Raw genomic sequence first — 16755 nt, 5'->3', positions numbered from 1 at the left:
GTCCTCGTCGAATCCGAGCCGGGGTTGTTCGCTCAGCCGCGTCCGTAGCTCCGCTACGAGTCACTTGACCAGCCCGCCTCACCCAATCGCAACGGCGAAAGGGGCATCAACTATCGAACCGCCCTCTCATACGGGACGGCTTGCGGACGTTCGGGGACTGGCGGGGACGCTGCCGTCCAGGACGGGGACGTCTGCGAGACGTCCGGGGACGGCTCCAGGCGGCTGGCGGCGGCGCGGCGCTCCAGTATGGAGACGGCGACGAGGAACGCGGCGGCCGGGGTGGCTGCGGTGATCCAGCCCCACACGGTCGGGTCGGCCTGTTGCAGGTTCGCGGCCAGCGACAGCACGACGCCACCTGCCAGGACGAGCACCGGCCAGGAGATCGGGCCCCGCCGGATGCGGCCGGTCTTCTTGTCGCGCTGGCGTTCGCGGGCGGCCATGAGGCAGGTCAGGTCGATGCAGACGGCGACGGCCCAAGCCATCCAACCGTGCTGACCGTGCTCAGTCGCGGTGTCGCGGATGTGGGTGAACGAGCCCGCGCCCGCGATGAGGGCCAGGACGAGGACCGGACCGGTGTCGAGCAGCCAGGCGGCCAAGCGGCACATCACGGTTCCTCCCTTCTGATCAGGCGGTCAGGCGGTCAGGCGGTCTGCGAGTCGGGCAGTTCTTGAGGCTGCGCGGCCATCACATCCGCCCAGGACGGGGCGAGGCCGGCATAGGCGTGGGCGGCGTGTTCGGCCGCGGCTTCGCTGACGTAGAAGGAGCGGGCGCGATACCACTGGCCGTCCTGGCTGGCGACGATGGCCACGCCGGGCGTCTCGGACGGGATGGCGCGGGCGGAATCCAGCGCGGCGGGATCCAGATCGCCGAGCGTCATGGTCGCGGTCTCCGGGTCGTTGACCCGATGGCAGATCCGGCCCGAGCACTGCGCCCGTAGCGCCGTGACGCCGGGCCCGAGGTCGGAGCCGATCCGCTGGCCGCAGCAGAACAGGTAGATGCCGAACGCCCGCCCGAGCTGCGCCACCCTCAGCAGCGCCGTGGAGGTCTTGGCGATCTCGTCCTTCTCGCTCTTGTCGGCCATCAGGTAGAGCTCGGCCAGCTCGTCGACCAGGACCACGACCGGGACCGGCCGCATGGTGGGCGGGAGTTGCCAGATGTTGCGGGCGCCAGCCATCCGGCACACGCCCATCCGGTCGGTCATGAGCGCCACCAGGTCATCGAGCAGCCCACCGCACTCGGCCCGCGAGGTGGCCAGCGCCGACAAGCGCGGCGCGTACGGGGTGAACTCGACCCCGCCCTTGAGGTCGAAGCCGACCAGGGCGACCGGTTGCGGTGCGAGGCCGACGATGAGGGCGTTGGCGAGGTTGGACTTGCCGGACTGCGTGGCTCCGGCGTTGATCCAGTGCGGGACGGTCTTGAAGTCGACGACCCACGGCCCACCGGTCTCCAACCTGCCGACGGTGACCTTGAGCAGTTCGGTCGAGGCCGGGAGCTGGTCGACGGTAACCAGCGGGTCGCGCATGGTCGCGGCCAGCCGCACCCGTCCGGGCTTGTCGGAGGAGACCCGGACAGCGTGCACGCCCCAGGAGTGCGCGAGCCGTTCGGCGACGTCGGCGTAGTCGGCCGGAATCTGTCCTTCCAGGGTGTGCAGGGTGACCCGCCAGCCGTGCCGGGTCGGCAGGGGCAGCCACATGAACGGCTTGGTGTCGACGGCGATCCGCTGGAAGCGGCGCTTGACCCGGATGACGCCGGTCGAGGAGACCAGGCCAGGAACGGTGGTGAACCAGAAGCGCTGCCGCTTCTTGGTCAGACCGCAGCCGAGCGCGACCTTGCGCCACGTGGCCCGCACAGTGATGGCCGTGATCGGGAAGCCGACGACGAGCCAGAAGGACCGGTAGTGCCAGCGGCGCCAGGCCCAGAGCCCGGCCGCGATAGCGGCCAGGACCCCGAGCGCCCACCAGAGCAGGTCAGACATCGGCGGCCTCCCGCATCGCGAGGAGCGCGGTGGCGCGGTAAGAGATCCCCCACCGTCCGGCCATCTCCCAGACGTAGCCGAGCAGGCCTACCGCGTTGACCGGGTCGCCGGCCTTGATGGGCGGCTCTCCGGTGATACCGATCTTGACGAGTTCGATCCGGCCGAGCTCGTCTTCCACGGAGACGGTGACCTCGTAGACGGTGTTGCCGTTCTTGTCGGTCTTGATCTCACCGGTGTCGCGGTTGAGCACGCGCGGGCGCGGGGCCTTCACGCAGGTGATCGTGAGCTTGTTCGTGTCGACAGGGATGGGGACGGTGCGCATTGTTGCAACTCCTTTGAGTGGTCGTACTAGATATCAAGATACCTAGATATCTAGCTCTACAAACCGAGAACGCCATGATCTTTTCGAGATTGGTTACAGGTTGCCCAGAGACCTAGGCATCTAGAACGTCTACTGTGGAGTCATGGCAACCACTGACCGGCGCCGGCCGTACCTGAGGATTGCCGAAGACATCCGGCGCGACATCGCCTCAGGCCGGTATGCCGTGGGAGAGCAGATCCCCGTGGCACGCGAGCTGTCCGAACAGTACGGCGTGGCCATGATGACCATCGGCAATGCCCTGGCTGTACTCCGCGACGAAGGGCTCATCGAGACTCGCCAGGGGTCGGGCAGTTTCGTCACCCGCACCCCTGACGATGTCGAAGCCGCCCCCTCCCCCGGCGAGCACAGCGAAGAGTTCCGCATCATCTCCGAGCAGTTGCGCGAGATCCGTCAGCACATGAGCAAGCTGGCGGTCAGGCTGGACGAGCTAGACGCTCGGACTCGCCCTGATCAAGCCGAGAAGTGATCCTGATCGCGCGCTGGTGGAGTTCGGCCAGGTCGACGGTTATCTCCGCCAGCTCGCGAAGCAAGATCTGTCGTTCAGTCTCACTGAGACCCACGTACCACCCCATTGTGTAGGTAGGACGCCGAAGCGCCCCCGGGTTACCTGATGGGTGGGGAGCCATTGCGCGGATGGCCCTCCGTCGTCGCGCTCAGAGCAGCCGCATCACCTTTGCGAGATTGAGGATCTCGCGCTGACGATGCAGCTTGCCGCTGTCTCGCAGGTCGCGCACGATGTTGCGGACCAACGGACGGTTCCGGACGTGCTGAGGCGCGATCCGGTCGGCACGGAGCAGAGCATCTGCGGCTTCGTTCTCCTTCCTGTTCATGTGGTAACCGGCCGCGGTGCAGGTCCAGTAGTGAGCTTGGCGTTCGGACGAGGCGATCTCGGCGATCTCGACGTGTTCGGCCCGCGAGATGACCTCACGCGGACGACCCAGCTCCATGCTGACCTCGACGGCGTGGATAGTGGTGTTGACACGGTTGAACTGGGTCTGGAATGCGTTGCCGTCGCGCGGCAGGACCTCGGCGACGCGGCGAGCCTCCTCAAGGTGGTCCTCCGCCTCTCGCTGATCCCATAGCCGGGAGTACGCCACGGCGGCCCTCAGATGCAGAGCACCCCACATCGCCTTGACCGTGTCGTTTCCGCTCACATGCGGCTCGATCTGGTTCAGCGCCGACAGAGCCACGTCCTTGGCCGGGTCGAGCTGTGCTTCGTGCAGCCACACCCCGCACAGATCCCAGCTTGCCGCCGCGATCAGCTCAGGCGAACCCACGTGCTGAGCGGCGACGAGTTCGCGCTGTACCGCCGTCCAGCCGAGATCATGGTGTCCCAGCAGGTTCGACGACACCCGGGCCATGTGACAGGCCCGCAGCATCAACGCCTCGGCCCGGTCGCGATCTCCGGAAGAGCTGCTAATGATCGCGATCAGGTCGGTGAGGATCTTGGGCAGCACCTTACCCAGGGCGGTGAACTTGGCGTCCTGGCGAAGCAGCTCGGCCAGGCGAACGTTCGCCTCCAACTCTTGCAAGCTCCGCGGCTCCCGGGCCGTCGGCAACATGACGCCGCCGGGAAGCGAGGCTTGCTGCAGGGCGAGCCGTAGTCCCGGAACCGCCGCGTGACCGGAGTCGAGTTCGGGCGTCTCGTGTTGGTACGGCTGGCCGGTCAGCTCGGCGACCTCTATCCCGAGTACCTCGGCGAGCTGGCCGACGACGCTCATCCGGTCCAGCGGCATCCGCCCGTTCTCCACCTTCGACAGCCAGGAGACAGAACGGCCGATCTTCTCGGCGAGAGTTGCTTGATCCCAGCCCTTACGGTGACGAGCCCGCGCGATCCGCTGACCCTGCGTCGCATACTCTGTTGCCACGTCCGAGCCCCTTCCTCTCGCCGTCGCTTGCTTCGACGATAAGGCGGGTGACCTGCGTCACTGGCAGAAAAACTGCCAGTCGGCGGGCGCGCGAAACCGCAGGTCAGCCTTCGACCTGCGGAAACGCTCGTCACAGATCAGCGATAAATCGTGACGCTGAGTGCGCGGTTGGTGGTTGACCCGGTGCGTCGTTACCTCGCCTTCCCAGTCATAAGCTGCCGCCACAACAGCTCTGTGTCGCGGACCCTCTCCCACGGACTCTCGGTGATCACCCACGGAAAGACCGACCGGTCATAGCGCCGAACAAAGGCGAGCCCGCCGGCCCGGCACTGCTCGAAGACCACGTCCAGGCATTCACAGGTGTAGTCGCGGACGCGGATTCTGGTTGCTTGCGGCTGATGGGGCGACCATCTCACAGCGAGCGCGTGTGGCCGGGGTGAGGCGGGATGCCTGCCATGAAGATCGTCGAGCGGGGTCACAGGTCCATCAACCTCCGTAGCTCAGGGGCGCCCTAGTCGGCGACGCCGAGCCAGGCCGCGAACACAGGGGTAGGCGCTGGTGAGCGGTAGCCAGCTCTAGCCGCGCGATGCACCCTCACGGGGCGGCCGGCCGGAGCGCACGGGCGGAGCCCCACCCGGAGGGGCTCTGAACCGTCGCTCACCAACGCCATGTCACCAAGCTACCAATCCTGTAAGCCCCTGTCCACTCCATGAAGCTTCATGCAGCTCAATGGAATGCCACGATCCGAACTGAAGGTGCATGAAACGCCCTCCTATTCTCATACCGTGGCCAGATACGTCGAGCACACACGCACCTGGGAGTACGAAGAGGACCGTTCCCGCTGGGAGCAGATCCTCGAAGTCCTCATGGAGCGGATCGACTCAGGAGAATGGGGAACCAAGTTCAAGATCTCCGAGGTCAAGCTCATGGAAGAGTTCGGAGTCTCCCGCCCCACCATACGCAAGGCCATGGAACGCCTCAGAGCCGCCGGCAAGATCTACACCGTCCCCAACCTCGGCAGCTTCGTCACCTCAACTGAGTCCGCTGAGGGATAGGTGCCAGCCAGGGATCAGGCGGTACAACCGAGCGGCCTCCAGTGACAGGCGTCAACTGCCGCCCTTAGGACGGCCCAGGAGCGAGACATCAACCGAGACTGTCTGTTGCACGGTGTGACTGAGAAAGACCAGCTCAGAGCCGCAACGGCTCAACCGGATGAGAACTTTCTCCACGGTTTCAAGGCGTGCCGCCTGCGGCGCCCCGCCGCGCGTTGGGCGGTCGCTGCCCGCGCTGCGGCTCTTCGGCCGGTCGCGGGCAACGCCGCCCACGCGCTCATAAGCCTTGTCCTTCTTCTCCAAGAAGCCGGTTATTCAGGGGTCCCTGCCGTGACGATCGCCGACTTCGGTCTATACCGTACGGGGCTGGGGCGATCGACTGCCGCGGCCCTCCTTCGTCGGGCCTTGCCACCGAATGACGTGGTACCGGCCTCAGCGAGTGCGGGCCATGTAACGCCGTGGGGTCTACCGCACGAGTAGCCTTCTGGCGTACCTCCATGCAGAGTCTTGCAGCGATTTCTTGGAGTCGGCGATGTCGGAAACTATGGCCTCGTATGAGGTCGACGGGCGGTTTCGCTTGAGTGGATGGTTGGTCGTCAGCACGAGGCCGACATGATCAAGGCTGTGCTGGTGCTCAACCCGATGCTGGCTCTATAGATTCGGACCAGCTACGAGGCGCGCGTATGAGCATGCGATCTGATGGAGAAGTGGTGTTTGAACGGGGACAGCGGGTCCGGGTTCAGAAGGACGGGGTGCCCGAGTTCGCGACGATCCGGTTCGCGCTCCCGGGGGACAAGCCGGGGTCATGGGACCTCATTCTTGTTGATGAAGAGGATCGCCGACACGAGGTGAATCTCGCGGCTGGTGACAGAGTCACGGTACGGCCGCTAGTCAGCGACGGACGGGCTGATTCCGCCAGGGTGCTGGCCGCGATGTGGACCCGATGGATGGACGCTGCGGCCACCAACGCCGAATCCAGCGCGATGGCGTCGACGCCGTTGAAGCCGTACGCGCATCAGACGACCGCCGTCTACGGTGCGATGCTGCCACAGCCGCTGCTACGGTTCCTCCTGGCCGATGAGCCAGGCACCGGAAAAACAATCATGGCCGGCCTGTACATCCGGGAGATGCAGCGTCTGGGGCTGGTCAAGCGCGCAATCATCGTCTGTCCTGCGAACCTCGCCACAAAGTGGGTGGATGACTTCCAGCGCCTCCTGGGCGGCGGTCTGCGCCAGCTCACCTCGGCCACCGTGCGTGAGGACGCGTTGAACTCCAATGACCTGTGGGTGGTGTCGCTGGAACTGGCGGCGGTCAACCCAGCGGTCCAAGACGCCATCCGCCCGGACAAGGCCGGATGGGATCTGGTGGTGTTCGACGAAGCACACCGGCTGACGCCGACTGCGGCCGGATTCCATCAGGTCGGGCGGCTACTGGCGAAGAACACCCCGCGCGCGGTTTTGATGACTGCGACCCCGCACCGGGGTAAGGAATGGCTCTTTCGGCATCTGCTTCACCTCGTCGACCCCGAGATCTATCCGGATCCGGGCAGTGATCCCAGTGTCGAGCTCAACGCCCTGCGGCCCGGTCCGATCCACTTCCTCCGGCGAATGAAGGAGGACCTGGTCGACTACGACGGTAAGACGAGGTTGTTCAAGGGCCGCACGGCCCAGAACCACAACGTCCCGCTGTCGCAGATCGAGTACAGCTACTACCAGGCTGCTCTGCAGATGGTCGACCAGTTCTTTCCCCCGACCGCGCAGCGGCTCGCCCGCATGGTCTACGGCAAGCGCGCGGCCTCCAGCTTGTACGCCCTCGCCGAGACCCTACGCAGGCGCTATGACCACATGGGAGCGATGAGTGAAGCTGAGGCCGCGCTGATCGCCGAAAGTGCGGATCCCGGTGACGAAGCCGAAGCGGACGAGGCGAGGATCGTCAACGCCAGTTCTACCTCCTCCAGGGCCGAACGGACCGCGATCAAGAACCTTGCGGATCAGATCGACGCCACGATCAGGGATCCCCGATGGCGGCCCTCGAAATGGAGCCGGCTCCACGACGACTGTTTGGCCAAGCACGGGATTCACCCTGGGAACGGTGAGCAGGCCGTGATCTTTACTGAATACGCGGACTCCGCAGAGTGGATCGCCGAACGACTCGGCGCCCAAGGCTACAGCGCCCGGCTGTATTCGGGTCGGCAGAGCAAGCCTGAACGCGACGAGGTCCGCAAGGCGTTCATGCGCAGTGAGTTCCAAGTCATCGTCACCACCGACGCCGGTAATGAGGGCATCGACCTACAGGCCGCGCGCGTCCTGGTCAACTACGACATCCCATGGTCTCTGGTCCGCCTCGAACAACGGATGGGCCGCATCCACCGGGTCGGGCAGCAACGCGACGTCTTCCTGTACAACCTGGTCGCCACCGATACACGTGAAGGTGAGACCCTCCTGCGGCTGCTGGATAACTTCGTCACGGCGGCGAACGAGCTACGCGGCCAGATGTTCGACAGCCTGTCTGCGGTCGCCGAGCTCACGGGCGTCGACTACGACAAATGGCTCTCCGACTTGTACGGCGACGATGAGCTCAAGAAGCAGCAGGCGATCGACGCTGGCCGTGCCGTACAAGCTCAGGAGCTCGCCCGGGTGGCCCGACAGGTCCGAGACAACGAGCGGCGTTTGGCCAGCCAGGTCGATGCGGTAGCCGCGCTGACACTGCTTCAGCGCGACCTGTTCGCGCGGATCAACCCTGCCATCGTCGAGGCGTACCTCGACCGGCTCATGGCCGCCGGAGTCCTGCGATCGGCGCCAACCGCTGCGGGAGTCGGGTTCCGGCGGCTGTCCCTCGCCGGCGGTTCCAAGTTCCCTCTCAGCCTGGGTGGTGCCAGCGAGGTCCACATCGCCACCAGCGGGGACGCGGTGCGTGAGGCTGAGGGAAGTATCGATATCGGCGACACCATCACGCTTGGGCCCGGAGAGCCCGGGTTCCCGGATTTGATCGACTTGGCCGCAGCGCGTCTGGCCGAAGACCTATACCAGTCCGGCGCCGCAGCCGACCCCACCAGCCTCACCCCCTACGATCTTTATGCGTACGAGGCGACACTGACGGAGAACGACGGCAAGCGGGCCAGTGTGTGGGCGACCCTGATCAAGGTTGACGACAGCGGCAATGCCCGGCCTGTTCGATGGGAAGCCCTGGCCAACCTCGTGGCCACTGACCAGCACGGCACCGCACCACACCCAGCGCGTGAGAACAGCGCGGACGCGGCAGCCAACATCGTGGCAGCGCAGACCATCGCCGAACATCAGAAGGTCCGCTCCGACTGGTTCGCCCAGGCGCGCAGGGATCTGACAAACCTGCCGCTGAGTCTGACTGAGACGATCAACGACCGCGACACACGGCTGGAACTGCGGCGGCAACTCCAGGCCCAGACTGCGCAGCGACTCGCAGAACTCGAACGTCTCGCGGACGTTCGCCTCACCGAGCCGAAGCTTGTCGGGCGCATGCGCGTCCTGGCGGCAGCGGATATCAGTGTCAAGGCTGAGATCGACGCTGAACTGGTCTCCATGCGGCACGTCCAACAGTTGCTCGTCAACGACGGCTGGGTGGTCGAGGACGTCCACACCGAAAGCCGTGGGTACGACCTGGAGGCTCGCCGTAACAGCCAGGTCCGTCACATCGAAGTCAAGGGCGTACTAGGCAGCGCAGCCAGCGAGGGCATCCGGATGACCGGCAACGAAGTCCTCATCGCGACCCAGCACCGCAAGGAGTACTGGCTCTACGTAGTCGACCAGTGCGCCGATGGAAGGGGCCGCTTCTTCGGCGCCTATCAAGACCCCGCCACACTTTTTGCCGACGACATGGTCGGGAGCGCGATCTTCCGCGTCCCCGGCAGCAGTCTTAAGAACGCACCAGGGAGCAACGTATGACCCGCATGATCGAACGATGGTTCCCCTGTGCAGAGGTCAGCGCCAACAGCCGATCAGGATGGGGCAGTGGTAACGCCGAAGTCGGTGTGATGACCTGGTTCGCCAAACGTCCCTCCGCCCAAGCCAAGGCAGCGACCATTTGCTCACTGCTGCCCTGGCCCGACGACCCTGCTGAGCAGCAACGGCTCCAGGAATTGGTCCGCGAGGCGATGACGGGCCGGTACGCGAAGGCTGAGGAGATCCGGCGCGAGGTTGTCCGCAGTGAGGGTGATGGCGCGAGCTCCCTCGACCCCTTCAGCGGACGAGGAATGATTCCGCTGGAAGCAGCACGGCTTGGCATCAGCGCTCACGCACTGGACTACAGCCCGGTTGCTGTACTGGCCTCTCGACTACTCACGGACTATCCCTGCCGGATCTGGGACGACGAACCGGCGATTCCCTACCTCAAGGAGGGCACGACCCTCATAGAGACTCGGCCACGGCTCGTGCAAGATGTTGCAGCGGTGCTCAACGAGATCGACATACGCCACCGTGACGCGCTAAAGGAGTATTACCCGCAGGTCGCAGGTCGTGACCCCTGGGGGTACCTCTGGGCGATCACGATTCCCTGCCAGGAGTGCTCACGGTACTTCCCCCTCATCGGCCAACTCGATTTGCGCAAGGCCAGCAAGCGCAAGAACCGCACCACGAAGGAAACCTTCCACGACCCTGGACAGTCGTACTACATCGACGCAGAAACCGAAAGCGGCACCTGGTCCGTTGTGGTTCACGAAGGTTCCCCACGACGGGCGCCCACACGGCAGGTCCCACCCGGTAAGAGCAAGTACGACAGCAACGGCCGCCTGGCCGTGTGCCCCTTCTGTACACACGCGCATGACCGTCAGGTGCAGATGCGCATCTTCGAGAAGGATCTGGCTCGCGATGCGCCACTACTTGCCGCAGACATCGACCCGGACCTCGGCAAGTCCTATCGCCCGCTGGAGCGGGAGGAACTCGACGCCATCGAAGCCGCCACGACCGCTCTGGGCGAAGAGCCCCGCTTTGGGCCGTTCCTCGCCGCCGCACCCGACGAGCGGATTCCCGCGGGGAATACTTGGACCGTTCAAGCGACCGTTTACGGAGCCCGTACCTACGGCGATATGATGAACGCCCGCCAGACGCTGTCGTTCATCACATTGGCCAAGTGCATCCGCGACATGGGTGGGGAACTGGCCAAGAACGGGAACAGCGACGACTACATTCGGGCCCTTACGGGTTACGCTGCCGCAGTTCTGGCTAGGAAGATCCGACGTGCCACTCGTGGCTGCACACTCGATCCCAAACTCAATAAGGTCAACGACCTCTTCGCCACTGAATCGAGCCTCAACTTCTCGTTCGACTATTTTGAGGTTGGCCTGGCCGATGGGCCTGGAAGCTGGGCATCTGTGGCCGACGGCACTCTCAAAGCACTTGAGACGACCATGCCGCTTCACAGTGCCGTCCCCTGCGAGGTATCGCGCGGCTCGGCGATCAGTCTCCCATACCGGGACCGCAGTATCACCGCTGTCGTCACCGACCCCCCTTACGACGCGATGATCGACTACAGCGATGCAAGCGATCTGTTCTACGTCTGGATCAAACGCGCCCTCGTCGACTCCTGGCCGGAATTGGGCATGACTGCACATGAATTCGGTGTGCAGGAGAAACAAGAAGAGATCATCGTCAAGAAGGGCGGGACAAGCAACAACGACCACCGCGATCGCCAGCATTACGACTCTCTGATTACCAAAGCATTTAGAGAGGCACAGCGCGTAGTCGCACAAGACGGCGTTGTCACTATTGTGTTCGGCCACGGAGAGCCGGAGGTCTGGCAACGGCTGCTCACCGCGATCCACGATGCTGGGCTCGTCCTCACGGGCGCGTGGCCAGCCAAGACGGAAGCGGGCGGCAAGGTTGGCTTCACCAATATCGTCACGACTCTGACGATGGCGTGCCGCCCCGCCCCTTCTGGACGCCCTGTAGGCAGGAAGGGTGTTGTCGAAGCCGAGATCAAGTCGGAGATTAAGAAGCGCTACCTCGACTGGGAGCGGTGGGGCCTCGCCCCTGCGGACATGTTGATGGCAGCGGCGGGGCCCGCAATGGAAGCAGTCGGCCGCTACAGCGAGGTTCTCGATGCCAAGGGCGAACCCGTCGACATCTATACGTTCCTGCCGCTGGCGCGTGCAGCAGTCCAGGAGGCCATGGCGGTCGAGATCAACCACGAGCCATTGGATGCCTTTGACACCCGAACCCGTTTCGCGCTGTGGTGGGTGAGACTGTACGGCCGTCAGCCCCAAGCGAAGTCTGAGCTGCGGTGGCAGGCCCTCGCCTCCTCGCTCGATCTGACGGCGGTCCGTGATCTGGTGGCCGATGCCGGCAAAGGCGTCTGTTTCATAACGTCTCGTGAGCATGTCGGTAAGATCAATGGCGACTCGGCCGTCATCGACGTAGCCTTGGCGCTCGCCGCCGCATCGGAGGAAGGGCTGCAGGCTATGGGTCAGGTACTGATCGCCGCGGGGCGAACAGGGGACGACACCCATCTGTGGTCGGCCATCCAGTTCCTTGCCGATCGACTTCCCGCCAATGACCCGGACTCCGTCGCACTGACCCGCGTACTGCGAACCAGAACAGGGATCAGCAGCGCGGCTGAGTCGGTCGCGGCGAGCAACCGCGAAAATATCCTCCGCCAAGAGGTCGATGACGCTCAGCTGAGGTTGATCTGACGGCGATGAGCGACCCCTACGTCTGTGCGTCTTACAAACTAGGAGAACTACCGTGACGGCGAATGTGACGCCTTGGTGGAAGGCCCTCAAGCTTCGCCCGGAGATTCTCAGCGCGTCCGGCCAGATCGACGACGTGCAGATGTCGCTGTTCGGAGCCGTGCACAGCAAAGGGACAGATCGACCACCGTACGCCAATGCAGGCTACTACGGGGAGATCACCCACCCCACCGGACGACTCATCGACCTGCTTACCGAGATCGCCGTCCGCGTCGGTGGCGGTGCCGACTATCTCAAGGCTCGGGCGGTCACCCGGCTCGACCAGGGAATGGGCGGCGGCAAGTCGCACGCCTGCATCGGTGCCTATCACTTGGCCACTAACCCTGAGACCCTGCTGAGTACTGAGCTCGGTCAACAAGTCGCTGAACGCGCGCGTGCCAAGCTGGGGCGGGAGTTGCCCAATGACCTTGGGCATCCGCACGTCGTTGTGCTGCCCTGCGACAACATGACCCCGGGTGCGGGGAAACAGGAGATCGACGGCCCAGCTTCCAGCCTCTACGAGCGTTTCCTGTGGCGGCTGTTTGCCAAGGACTATTCGCTCTACGAGCGCTACCTGCCGTTCTGGAGCGATAAACACAAGATCGCCGAGGCCATACGGGCCGTGAACCGGCCAGTACTGATCATTATCGATGAGGTGCTCGACTACGTCGGCAACGGCCTTGACGGTGTCAACAAGCCCGAGCTGGCTGCCCAGGATATGGCTTTTCTGCGCGCGCTACTCGACGTCGTCAACGACGTGCCACATGTCGCGATGCTCGTCGTGATGATCGCCTCTGATGCCGACAAGACCGCGCTGTCCAAGGCCGGCAGGGATCGCCGCGACGATCTCAACACCCTGCTCGAACGCAATGGGCTTCCCGCCACCGTCACCGAAGTGGGTGACTTCGCCGACATCCTGCGGCGAAGGCTCTTCGACGCCGAGCCCGCCGCTGAGGTGGTCGCGGCCACAGCTGCGCTTTTCACGTCCGTGCACGGGGAGAAGGCGTGGGCCAAGAACGTCTGGGACGCCATCGGAGCAGACTGGCGGCAGAACTGGAAGGCTGAGGTCACCGCCAGCTATCCGTTTCACCCCATGCTGATCAACCTTGCCAAGGAGGAATGGAGCAAGGTCACCGGATTCCAGCGAGTCCGCTCAACGATCCGGATTTTCGCCGCCACGGTGTACGCCCTGCAACAGCGCGGCAAGTCGGGTGGCTGGGTACCTGCGCTCATCGGCCCTGGCGACCTGCCGCTGTCGGACAGCACGGTCCGAGAAGCGCTGCTCGGCAGCGGCCTGGTCGAGGATGACCGAACGATCGCGAATTATCGGAGTCTGGCCGAGATCGAGATCGTCAACCACGATGGCACGGATGGTACTGCCCGAAAGCAGGACCTCGGGCGCGACCCGTTCCAGTGGAACGACACCAATCCGAGGGCGGCCGAGCGTGCGGCCACGTTCGTTTTCCTGGCCAGCATTGTCGGCACCCTGCGGCCCGGCCGCGGGCGCGGCGCCAGCGCACCCGAAGTCAAGGCGGCCACCGCCGTCCCGGACGTGCGTTACACGATCACCGACGCCGACATCGTGGTCGATAGCCTCGTCCACCCCGAACGGGGCATGAGCGCGCTCGACATCGTGCCTGGCCAGGGCAACAACAAGCCAGCCCGGTATTTCCTATCCACCCGTCTGACCCATCGAATGCTGGTCAGTAACATCCGGCGCACCATCACCCATGCCGAGCGGGACGCGGTCGTCGCCGAATTCGCCAAGAAGATCGCTAGCAGCGGCCCGTTTCGCGACCACAAGTTCATCCCCGCTGATCTCACACGCCCTGCGGCCGACGTTCTGGCCACCAGCGGTCTGGATACCGCCTACACCACGCGGTTGTTTGTGCTCGATCCCGCGCAATTCAGCCTGCGTAACGGCATGGAAGAGGTGACCATCGAGGCGCTGACCATCGCGATGGGGCTCGGGCAGGGCGCTCAGCAACTCCCCGTGCAGTGGGCCAGCAGCGCCGTATTCGCGGTGGCGAACACCCAGCGGCGCAGCCTGGCTCGCGGAATGGCAGTCGAGTACCTGGCTCGGCAACGGGCGCTTGCCGCGCCAGAAATCCAGAACGACGACGAGCTCAAGGCCACCGGCACCAAGGAACTCAGCGACGCCAAGCAACAGTTGGAGAAGTCCATCAAGCGGGCCTACCAGCACGTCGTCTTCCTCGCCCAGCCGGACCCGAACGGAGAACGATATCTGGATCAGTTGACATTCGACGAGGAAAACCTCACCGCGCTCGACGGCACCAGCATTTGGAAGGGGCTCGCAGATCGGGACAAGGTCTTCGACGCTGGAGAGTTCGGAGCCAGGGCCCTGGTGCACAACCTGCGCGAGCAGGACTACGACAAGACCCTCTCCGACATTCGGGCCGCCTTCTACAGCGCCCCTCGACTGCCGCTGCTGTACGGCGGCGACCGGGACCTTCAACAGGCGATCTACGATGCCGTCAGCGGCGAGCTGGTGAGCATCGTCGACGGAACTGGCGCCGAAGTAGCAGTCACCGCTCCCAGCCAGGTCAACCTCTCAAGCACGGGTCTGAGATTGGTCAAGCCGCAGCCGAAGGTCTGCGCAGAGTGCGGCCGACCAATCCATGAGGGCGCGTGCGCGACCGAGGGTGATCCCGGAGACGATGAAAACTCTGGGTTGGGTTCCCCGGGTGGACCTGGAGAAACCGGGTCCTTCGAGCCCAGCGGAGGTGGCGACGACCCCGAGCCATCTGCCAAGGATCAGCAGGTCGCCTTCTCCTTCACCAGCAACCTGCTCGCCAGCGGCGATGCCGCCGACAAGTTCGCTGCTCTGTTCCGGGCCTTCTACATGTCACTGGACGAACGGCAGATCAGCTATCTGCAGGGCACGATCCAGATGGTGCTACAGGCCGAGGCAGCCGGACAGCTCCGCCAGCGGCTGGAGGAATTGGGGATCACCGCGACCTTCAAGGACATCTGACGAGCCCGTCAATGCGCGGAGGCAGAGTCTGCCTTCGACACGAGATGATTGCGGAAGGTTTTGGAGGTGATCTCCACCTGGAGGCCGGTAAGTGGGTGGAATCACCAGAGTGGTCGCCCAGGTTCTTTCTTTTGGGCGGCCTCCGCCCCCTGAACTGCCTCGTCCTCGAAAGCAGACTAGGCGGCTGGGGTCAGCCGCGATGGCTTACGGCCAGCCACACCTGCTCTTTCCCTGCGGTGGTCGCCTCTTCGTCCGCTCCACCACGCGTTGGTTTTGTTCGTGAGAGTTGACCGCAGTTGCTTGCCGGCCCCCTCGATGGTGTAGCCAACATGAAAGAGCCTGCCGATCAGCGTCTTGATCCGGGACAGCTTCAAGCGCTGGTCATCGGCTGTCCGGTGCGCCAACGCCACAACCCAGTTCGGCCTCCACCGGCGCTCACTGTGCGGCGCTCAGCTCACGTCGCTCCTGCTCGGCGGAGATGTACCGCCCCTCTGCCCGCACCTCTTGCCTCCGGCATAGACCAGAAAGAGCAGACAGTCACAACTCCACAACTATGAATTGACTCTGTAGCCTAATGATCACTATCGGAAGCTGCTGGTTCTGAACCGAGCTTTTCATCTTGCGGAGGCTTCTCCTCTCCTCGGAGTACGGGAGGTCGATTCTCCAACTCCGCCGCGAAACGCCGTTCACGTTCCTTCTCTTGTAGCTCTTGGATCTCTTCGTGGATGTCGATTTGGTCACGCACCTTCGCAAGCGCATCTTGAGATGTGTCTGATAGCTCCCCTGGCGGTTCTCCACGACTGATCCGCCCTAGAAGCACGCGGGCGTCATGTGTCACGACATCCCGGGTAGACGATTCGGCTCTACCGATTTCCCTCCACCAAAAGTCTGCGAAGTGCAACACGAGGTGAATCTCGTCAAGTCTTTCCCTTATAGATGCATCGGAGAATTCGTCGATGGCCAGCTTCAACTGAAGGAGTAGGTCGTCCCGTTCCTCCTTCCATGCCTGGTCGTCCTCTTCTGGCGGCCAAGCTTCAGGGTTCGGCCGAGGACGGCGGCGTAGGGATGCTCGATAGTCCCGCAGCTCGACGGCTTGGCTGGGCTTGGGGCGCAGCTGGATCAGCTTTACGATGGCCTCTCGGGCACTTAGGAGAGCGGCGCGTTCGCGCTCTTGGTCCCGACGCTCGCGTTCAAGTTTCACCTGTTGTCGTTGCGACCAGCGGGTGCTGAGGAGAGATGCCGCGCTGCCAACGAGCGCGCCAGCCAGGGCGAAGAGTGCAGGGATGATCTGAGCCCAGTTCACTCCCTGACTATCGCCTCAAGAGCGCGCCGACGCCAGGGGGCCATTCCTTGACGGTTACCCCGTGGATGCTAACCACCAGCGGAGGGGAAACGTTTGCGAACCCTACAAGCGGCCAGCGGTGGCGGATAGTCCGCTGTGGTCCAGGTTTCGCTTGTCGTCAGATGACGTGGTTGTCCGGGTGGCCAAGACAGGGGATAGATGCGGGATGATCTTGCCCCTCTCATCCGCCAAGTAGGCTAATTGCCCAGCTCAAGCAGCTCAAGCGGGCTGAGGAGCTTCCGCTCTCCTAAAGCGGGTGCCGCAGGTTCGAATCCTGCCTGGGGCACTCTGTGATGTCTCGGGACATCGGAAACCCCCGAACCTACGGGTTCGAGGGTTTCGTCTTGTTCGGGTTTACCTGGGGCTGGTAGTCGCGGGCGGGGTCGAGGATCAGCTCGCGCAGGAGTTCTCCGGTGACGGCGTTGGCGACGCGGATGTGCAGGT

11 protein-coding genes and 1 tRNA gene are annotated in these 16755 nt (G+C 64.1%); 6 read left to right on the top strand and 6 right to left on the bottom strand.

The window, feature by feature from the left end; translation table 11 throughout:
- Positions 1-110: 110 nt before the first annotated feature.
- The 3 genes from KME79_RS43405 to KME79_RS43395 are packed head-to-tail and all read right to left on the bottom strand — an operon-like array spanning position 111 to position 2297.
- Complete coding sequence (locus KME79_RS43405; RefSeq protein ID WP_219552368.1) at positions 111-605, bottom strand: DUF2637 domain-containing protein; 495 nt, start codon at positions 603-605, stop codon at positions 111-113.
- Between the two features lie 35 nt (positions 606-640).
- Entirely contained in the window at positions 641-1975 is a 1335-nt protein-coding gene (locus KME79_RS43400) for an FtsK/SpoIIIE domain-containing protein (protein ID WP_219552366.1), read from the bottom strand.
- Positions 1968-2297, bottom strand: coding sequence for an SCO3933 family regulatory protein (locus KME79_RS43395; RefSeq protein WP_219552363.1), 330 nt, complete (start codon positions 2295-2297; stop codon positions 1968-1970). The genes KME79_RS43400 and KME79_RS43395 overlap by 8 nt, the downstream gene beginning before the upstream one ends.
- A gap of 142 nt (positions 2298-2439) precedes the next feature.
- Between KME79_RS43395 and KME79_RS43390 the strand changes: the two genes are divergently transcribed.
- Complete coding sequence (locus KME79_RS43390) at positions 2440-2823, top strand: GntR family transcriptional regulator (protein ID WP_219552361.1); 384 nt, start codon at positions 2440-2442, stop codon at positions 2821-2823.
- Positions 2824-3010: 187 nt separating this feature from the next.
- Here the strand turns inward: KME79_RS43390 and KME79_RS43385 are convergent, their stop codons facing one another.
- Positions 3011-4225: a helix-turn-helix domain-containing protein gene (locus KME79_RS43385; RefSeq protein WP_219552359.1), complete on the bottom strand. Its 1215-nt coding sequence runs from the start codon at positions 4223-4225 to the stop codon at positions 3011-3013.
- Between the two features lie 785 nt (positions 4226-5010).
- Here KME79_RS43385 and KME79_RS46765 point away from each other — a divergent pair.
- Positions 5011-5280 carry a winged helix-turn-helix domain-containing protein gene (locus KME79_RS46765; RefSeq protein ID WP_219552357.1) on the top strand — a complete coding sequence of 90 codons (270 nt, stop codon included), beginning with the start codon at positions 5011-5013 and terminating at the stop codon, positions 5278-5280.
- Between the two features lie 51 nt (positions 5281-5331).
- Here KME79_RS46765 and KME79_RS43375 read toward each other — a convergent pair whose 3' ends face one another.
- A complete protein-coding gene (locus tag KME79_RS43375; protein ID WP_219552355.1) occupies positions 5332-5580 on the bottom strand; it encodes a hypothetical protein in 249 nt (82 codons plus the stop codon).
- 380 nt (positions 5581-5960) lie between these two features.
- Here KME79_RS43375 and KME79_RS43370 point away from each other — a divergent pair, with 380 nt between their 5' ends.
- Genes KME79_RS43370 through KME79_RS43360 form a run of 3 tightly spaced genes read left to right on the top strand, consistent with a single transcriptional unit; the run spans position 5961 to position 14969 of the window.
- Positions 5961-9197 (top strand): helicase-related protein, encoded by a 3237-nt coding sequence (locus KME79_RS43370; RefSeq protein ID WP_219552353.1) that lies wholly within the window; start codon positions 5961-5963, stop codon positions 9195-9197.
- The gene (locus KME79_RS43365; RefSeq protein ID WP_219552351.1) at positions 9194-11938 is read left to right on the top strand and encodes a hypothetical protein; all 2745 of its coding nucleotides are present in this window, start codon (positions 9194-9196) and stop codon (positions 11936-11938) included. Before KME79_RS43370 ends, KME79_RS43365 begins: the two co-directional genes overlap by 4 nt.
- A gap of 52 nt (positions 11939-11990) precedes the next feature.
- Positions 11991-14969, top strand: a complete 2979-nt coding sequence (locus KME79_RS43360; RefSeq protein ID WP_219552349.1) for a DUF499 family protein — start codon at positions 11991-11993, stop codon at positions 14967-14969.
- Positions 14970-15540: 571 nt separating this feature from the next.
- On the opposite strand, the gene KME79_RS43355 is transcribed toward KME79_RS43360, so the two are convergent.
- Positions 15541-16272: a hypothetical protein gene (locus KME79_RS43355; RefSeq protein WP_219552347.1), complete on the bottom strand. Its 732-nt coding sequence runs from the start codon at positions 16270-16272 to the stop codon at positions 15541-15543.
- 247 nt (positions 16273-16519) lie between these two features.
- Between KME79_RS43355 and KME79_RS43350 the strand changes: the two genes are divergently transcribed.
- A tRNA-Arg gene (locus tag KME79_RS43350) sits at positions 16520-16597 on the top strand.
- The last annotated feature ends 158 nt before the right edge of the window (positions 16598-16755 follow it).

Origin of the sequence: Nonomuraea harbinensis (assembly GCF_019396385.1) — a bacterium.
In the GTDB taxonomy this organism is placed as follows: domain Bacteria; phylum Actinomycetota; class Actinomycetes; order Streptosporangiales; family Streptosporangiaceae; genus Nonomuraea; species Nonomuraea ferruginea.
The sequence above is the reverse complement of the archived record's forward strand: the minus strand, read 5'-3'. Positions and strand labels throughout refer to the sequence as shown.

Bases quoted from the DNA above. Each gene is read 5' to 3' on its own strand.
- KME79_RS43405 (WP_219552368.1), bottom strand. From the start codon at position 605: ATGTGCCGCTTGGCCGCCTGGCTGCTCGACACCGGTCCGGTCCTCGTC.
- KME79_RS43400 (WP_219552366.1), bottom strand. From the start codon at position 1,975: ATGTCTGACCTGCTCTGGTGGGCGCTCGGGGTCCTGGCCGCTATCGCG.
- KME79_RS43395 (WP_219552363.1), bottom strand. From the start codon at position 2,297: ATGCGCACCGTCCCCATCCCTGTCGACACGAACAAGCTCACGATCACC.
- KME79_RS43390 (WP_219552361.1), top strand. From the start codon at position 2,440: ATGGCAACCACTGACCGGCGCCGGCCGTACCTGAGGATTGCCGAAGAC.
- KME79_RS43370 (WP_219552353.1), top strand. From the start codon at position 5,961: ATGAGCATGCGATCTGATGGAGAAGTGGTGTTTGAACGGGGACAGCGG.
- KME79_RS43365 (WP_219552351.1), top strand. From the start codon at position 9,194: ATGACCCGCATGATCGAACGATGGTTCCCCTGTGCAGAGGTCAGCGCC.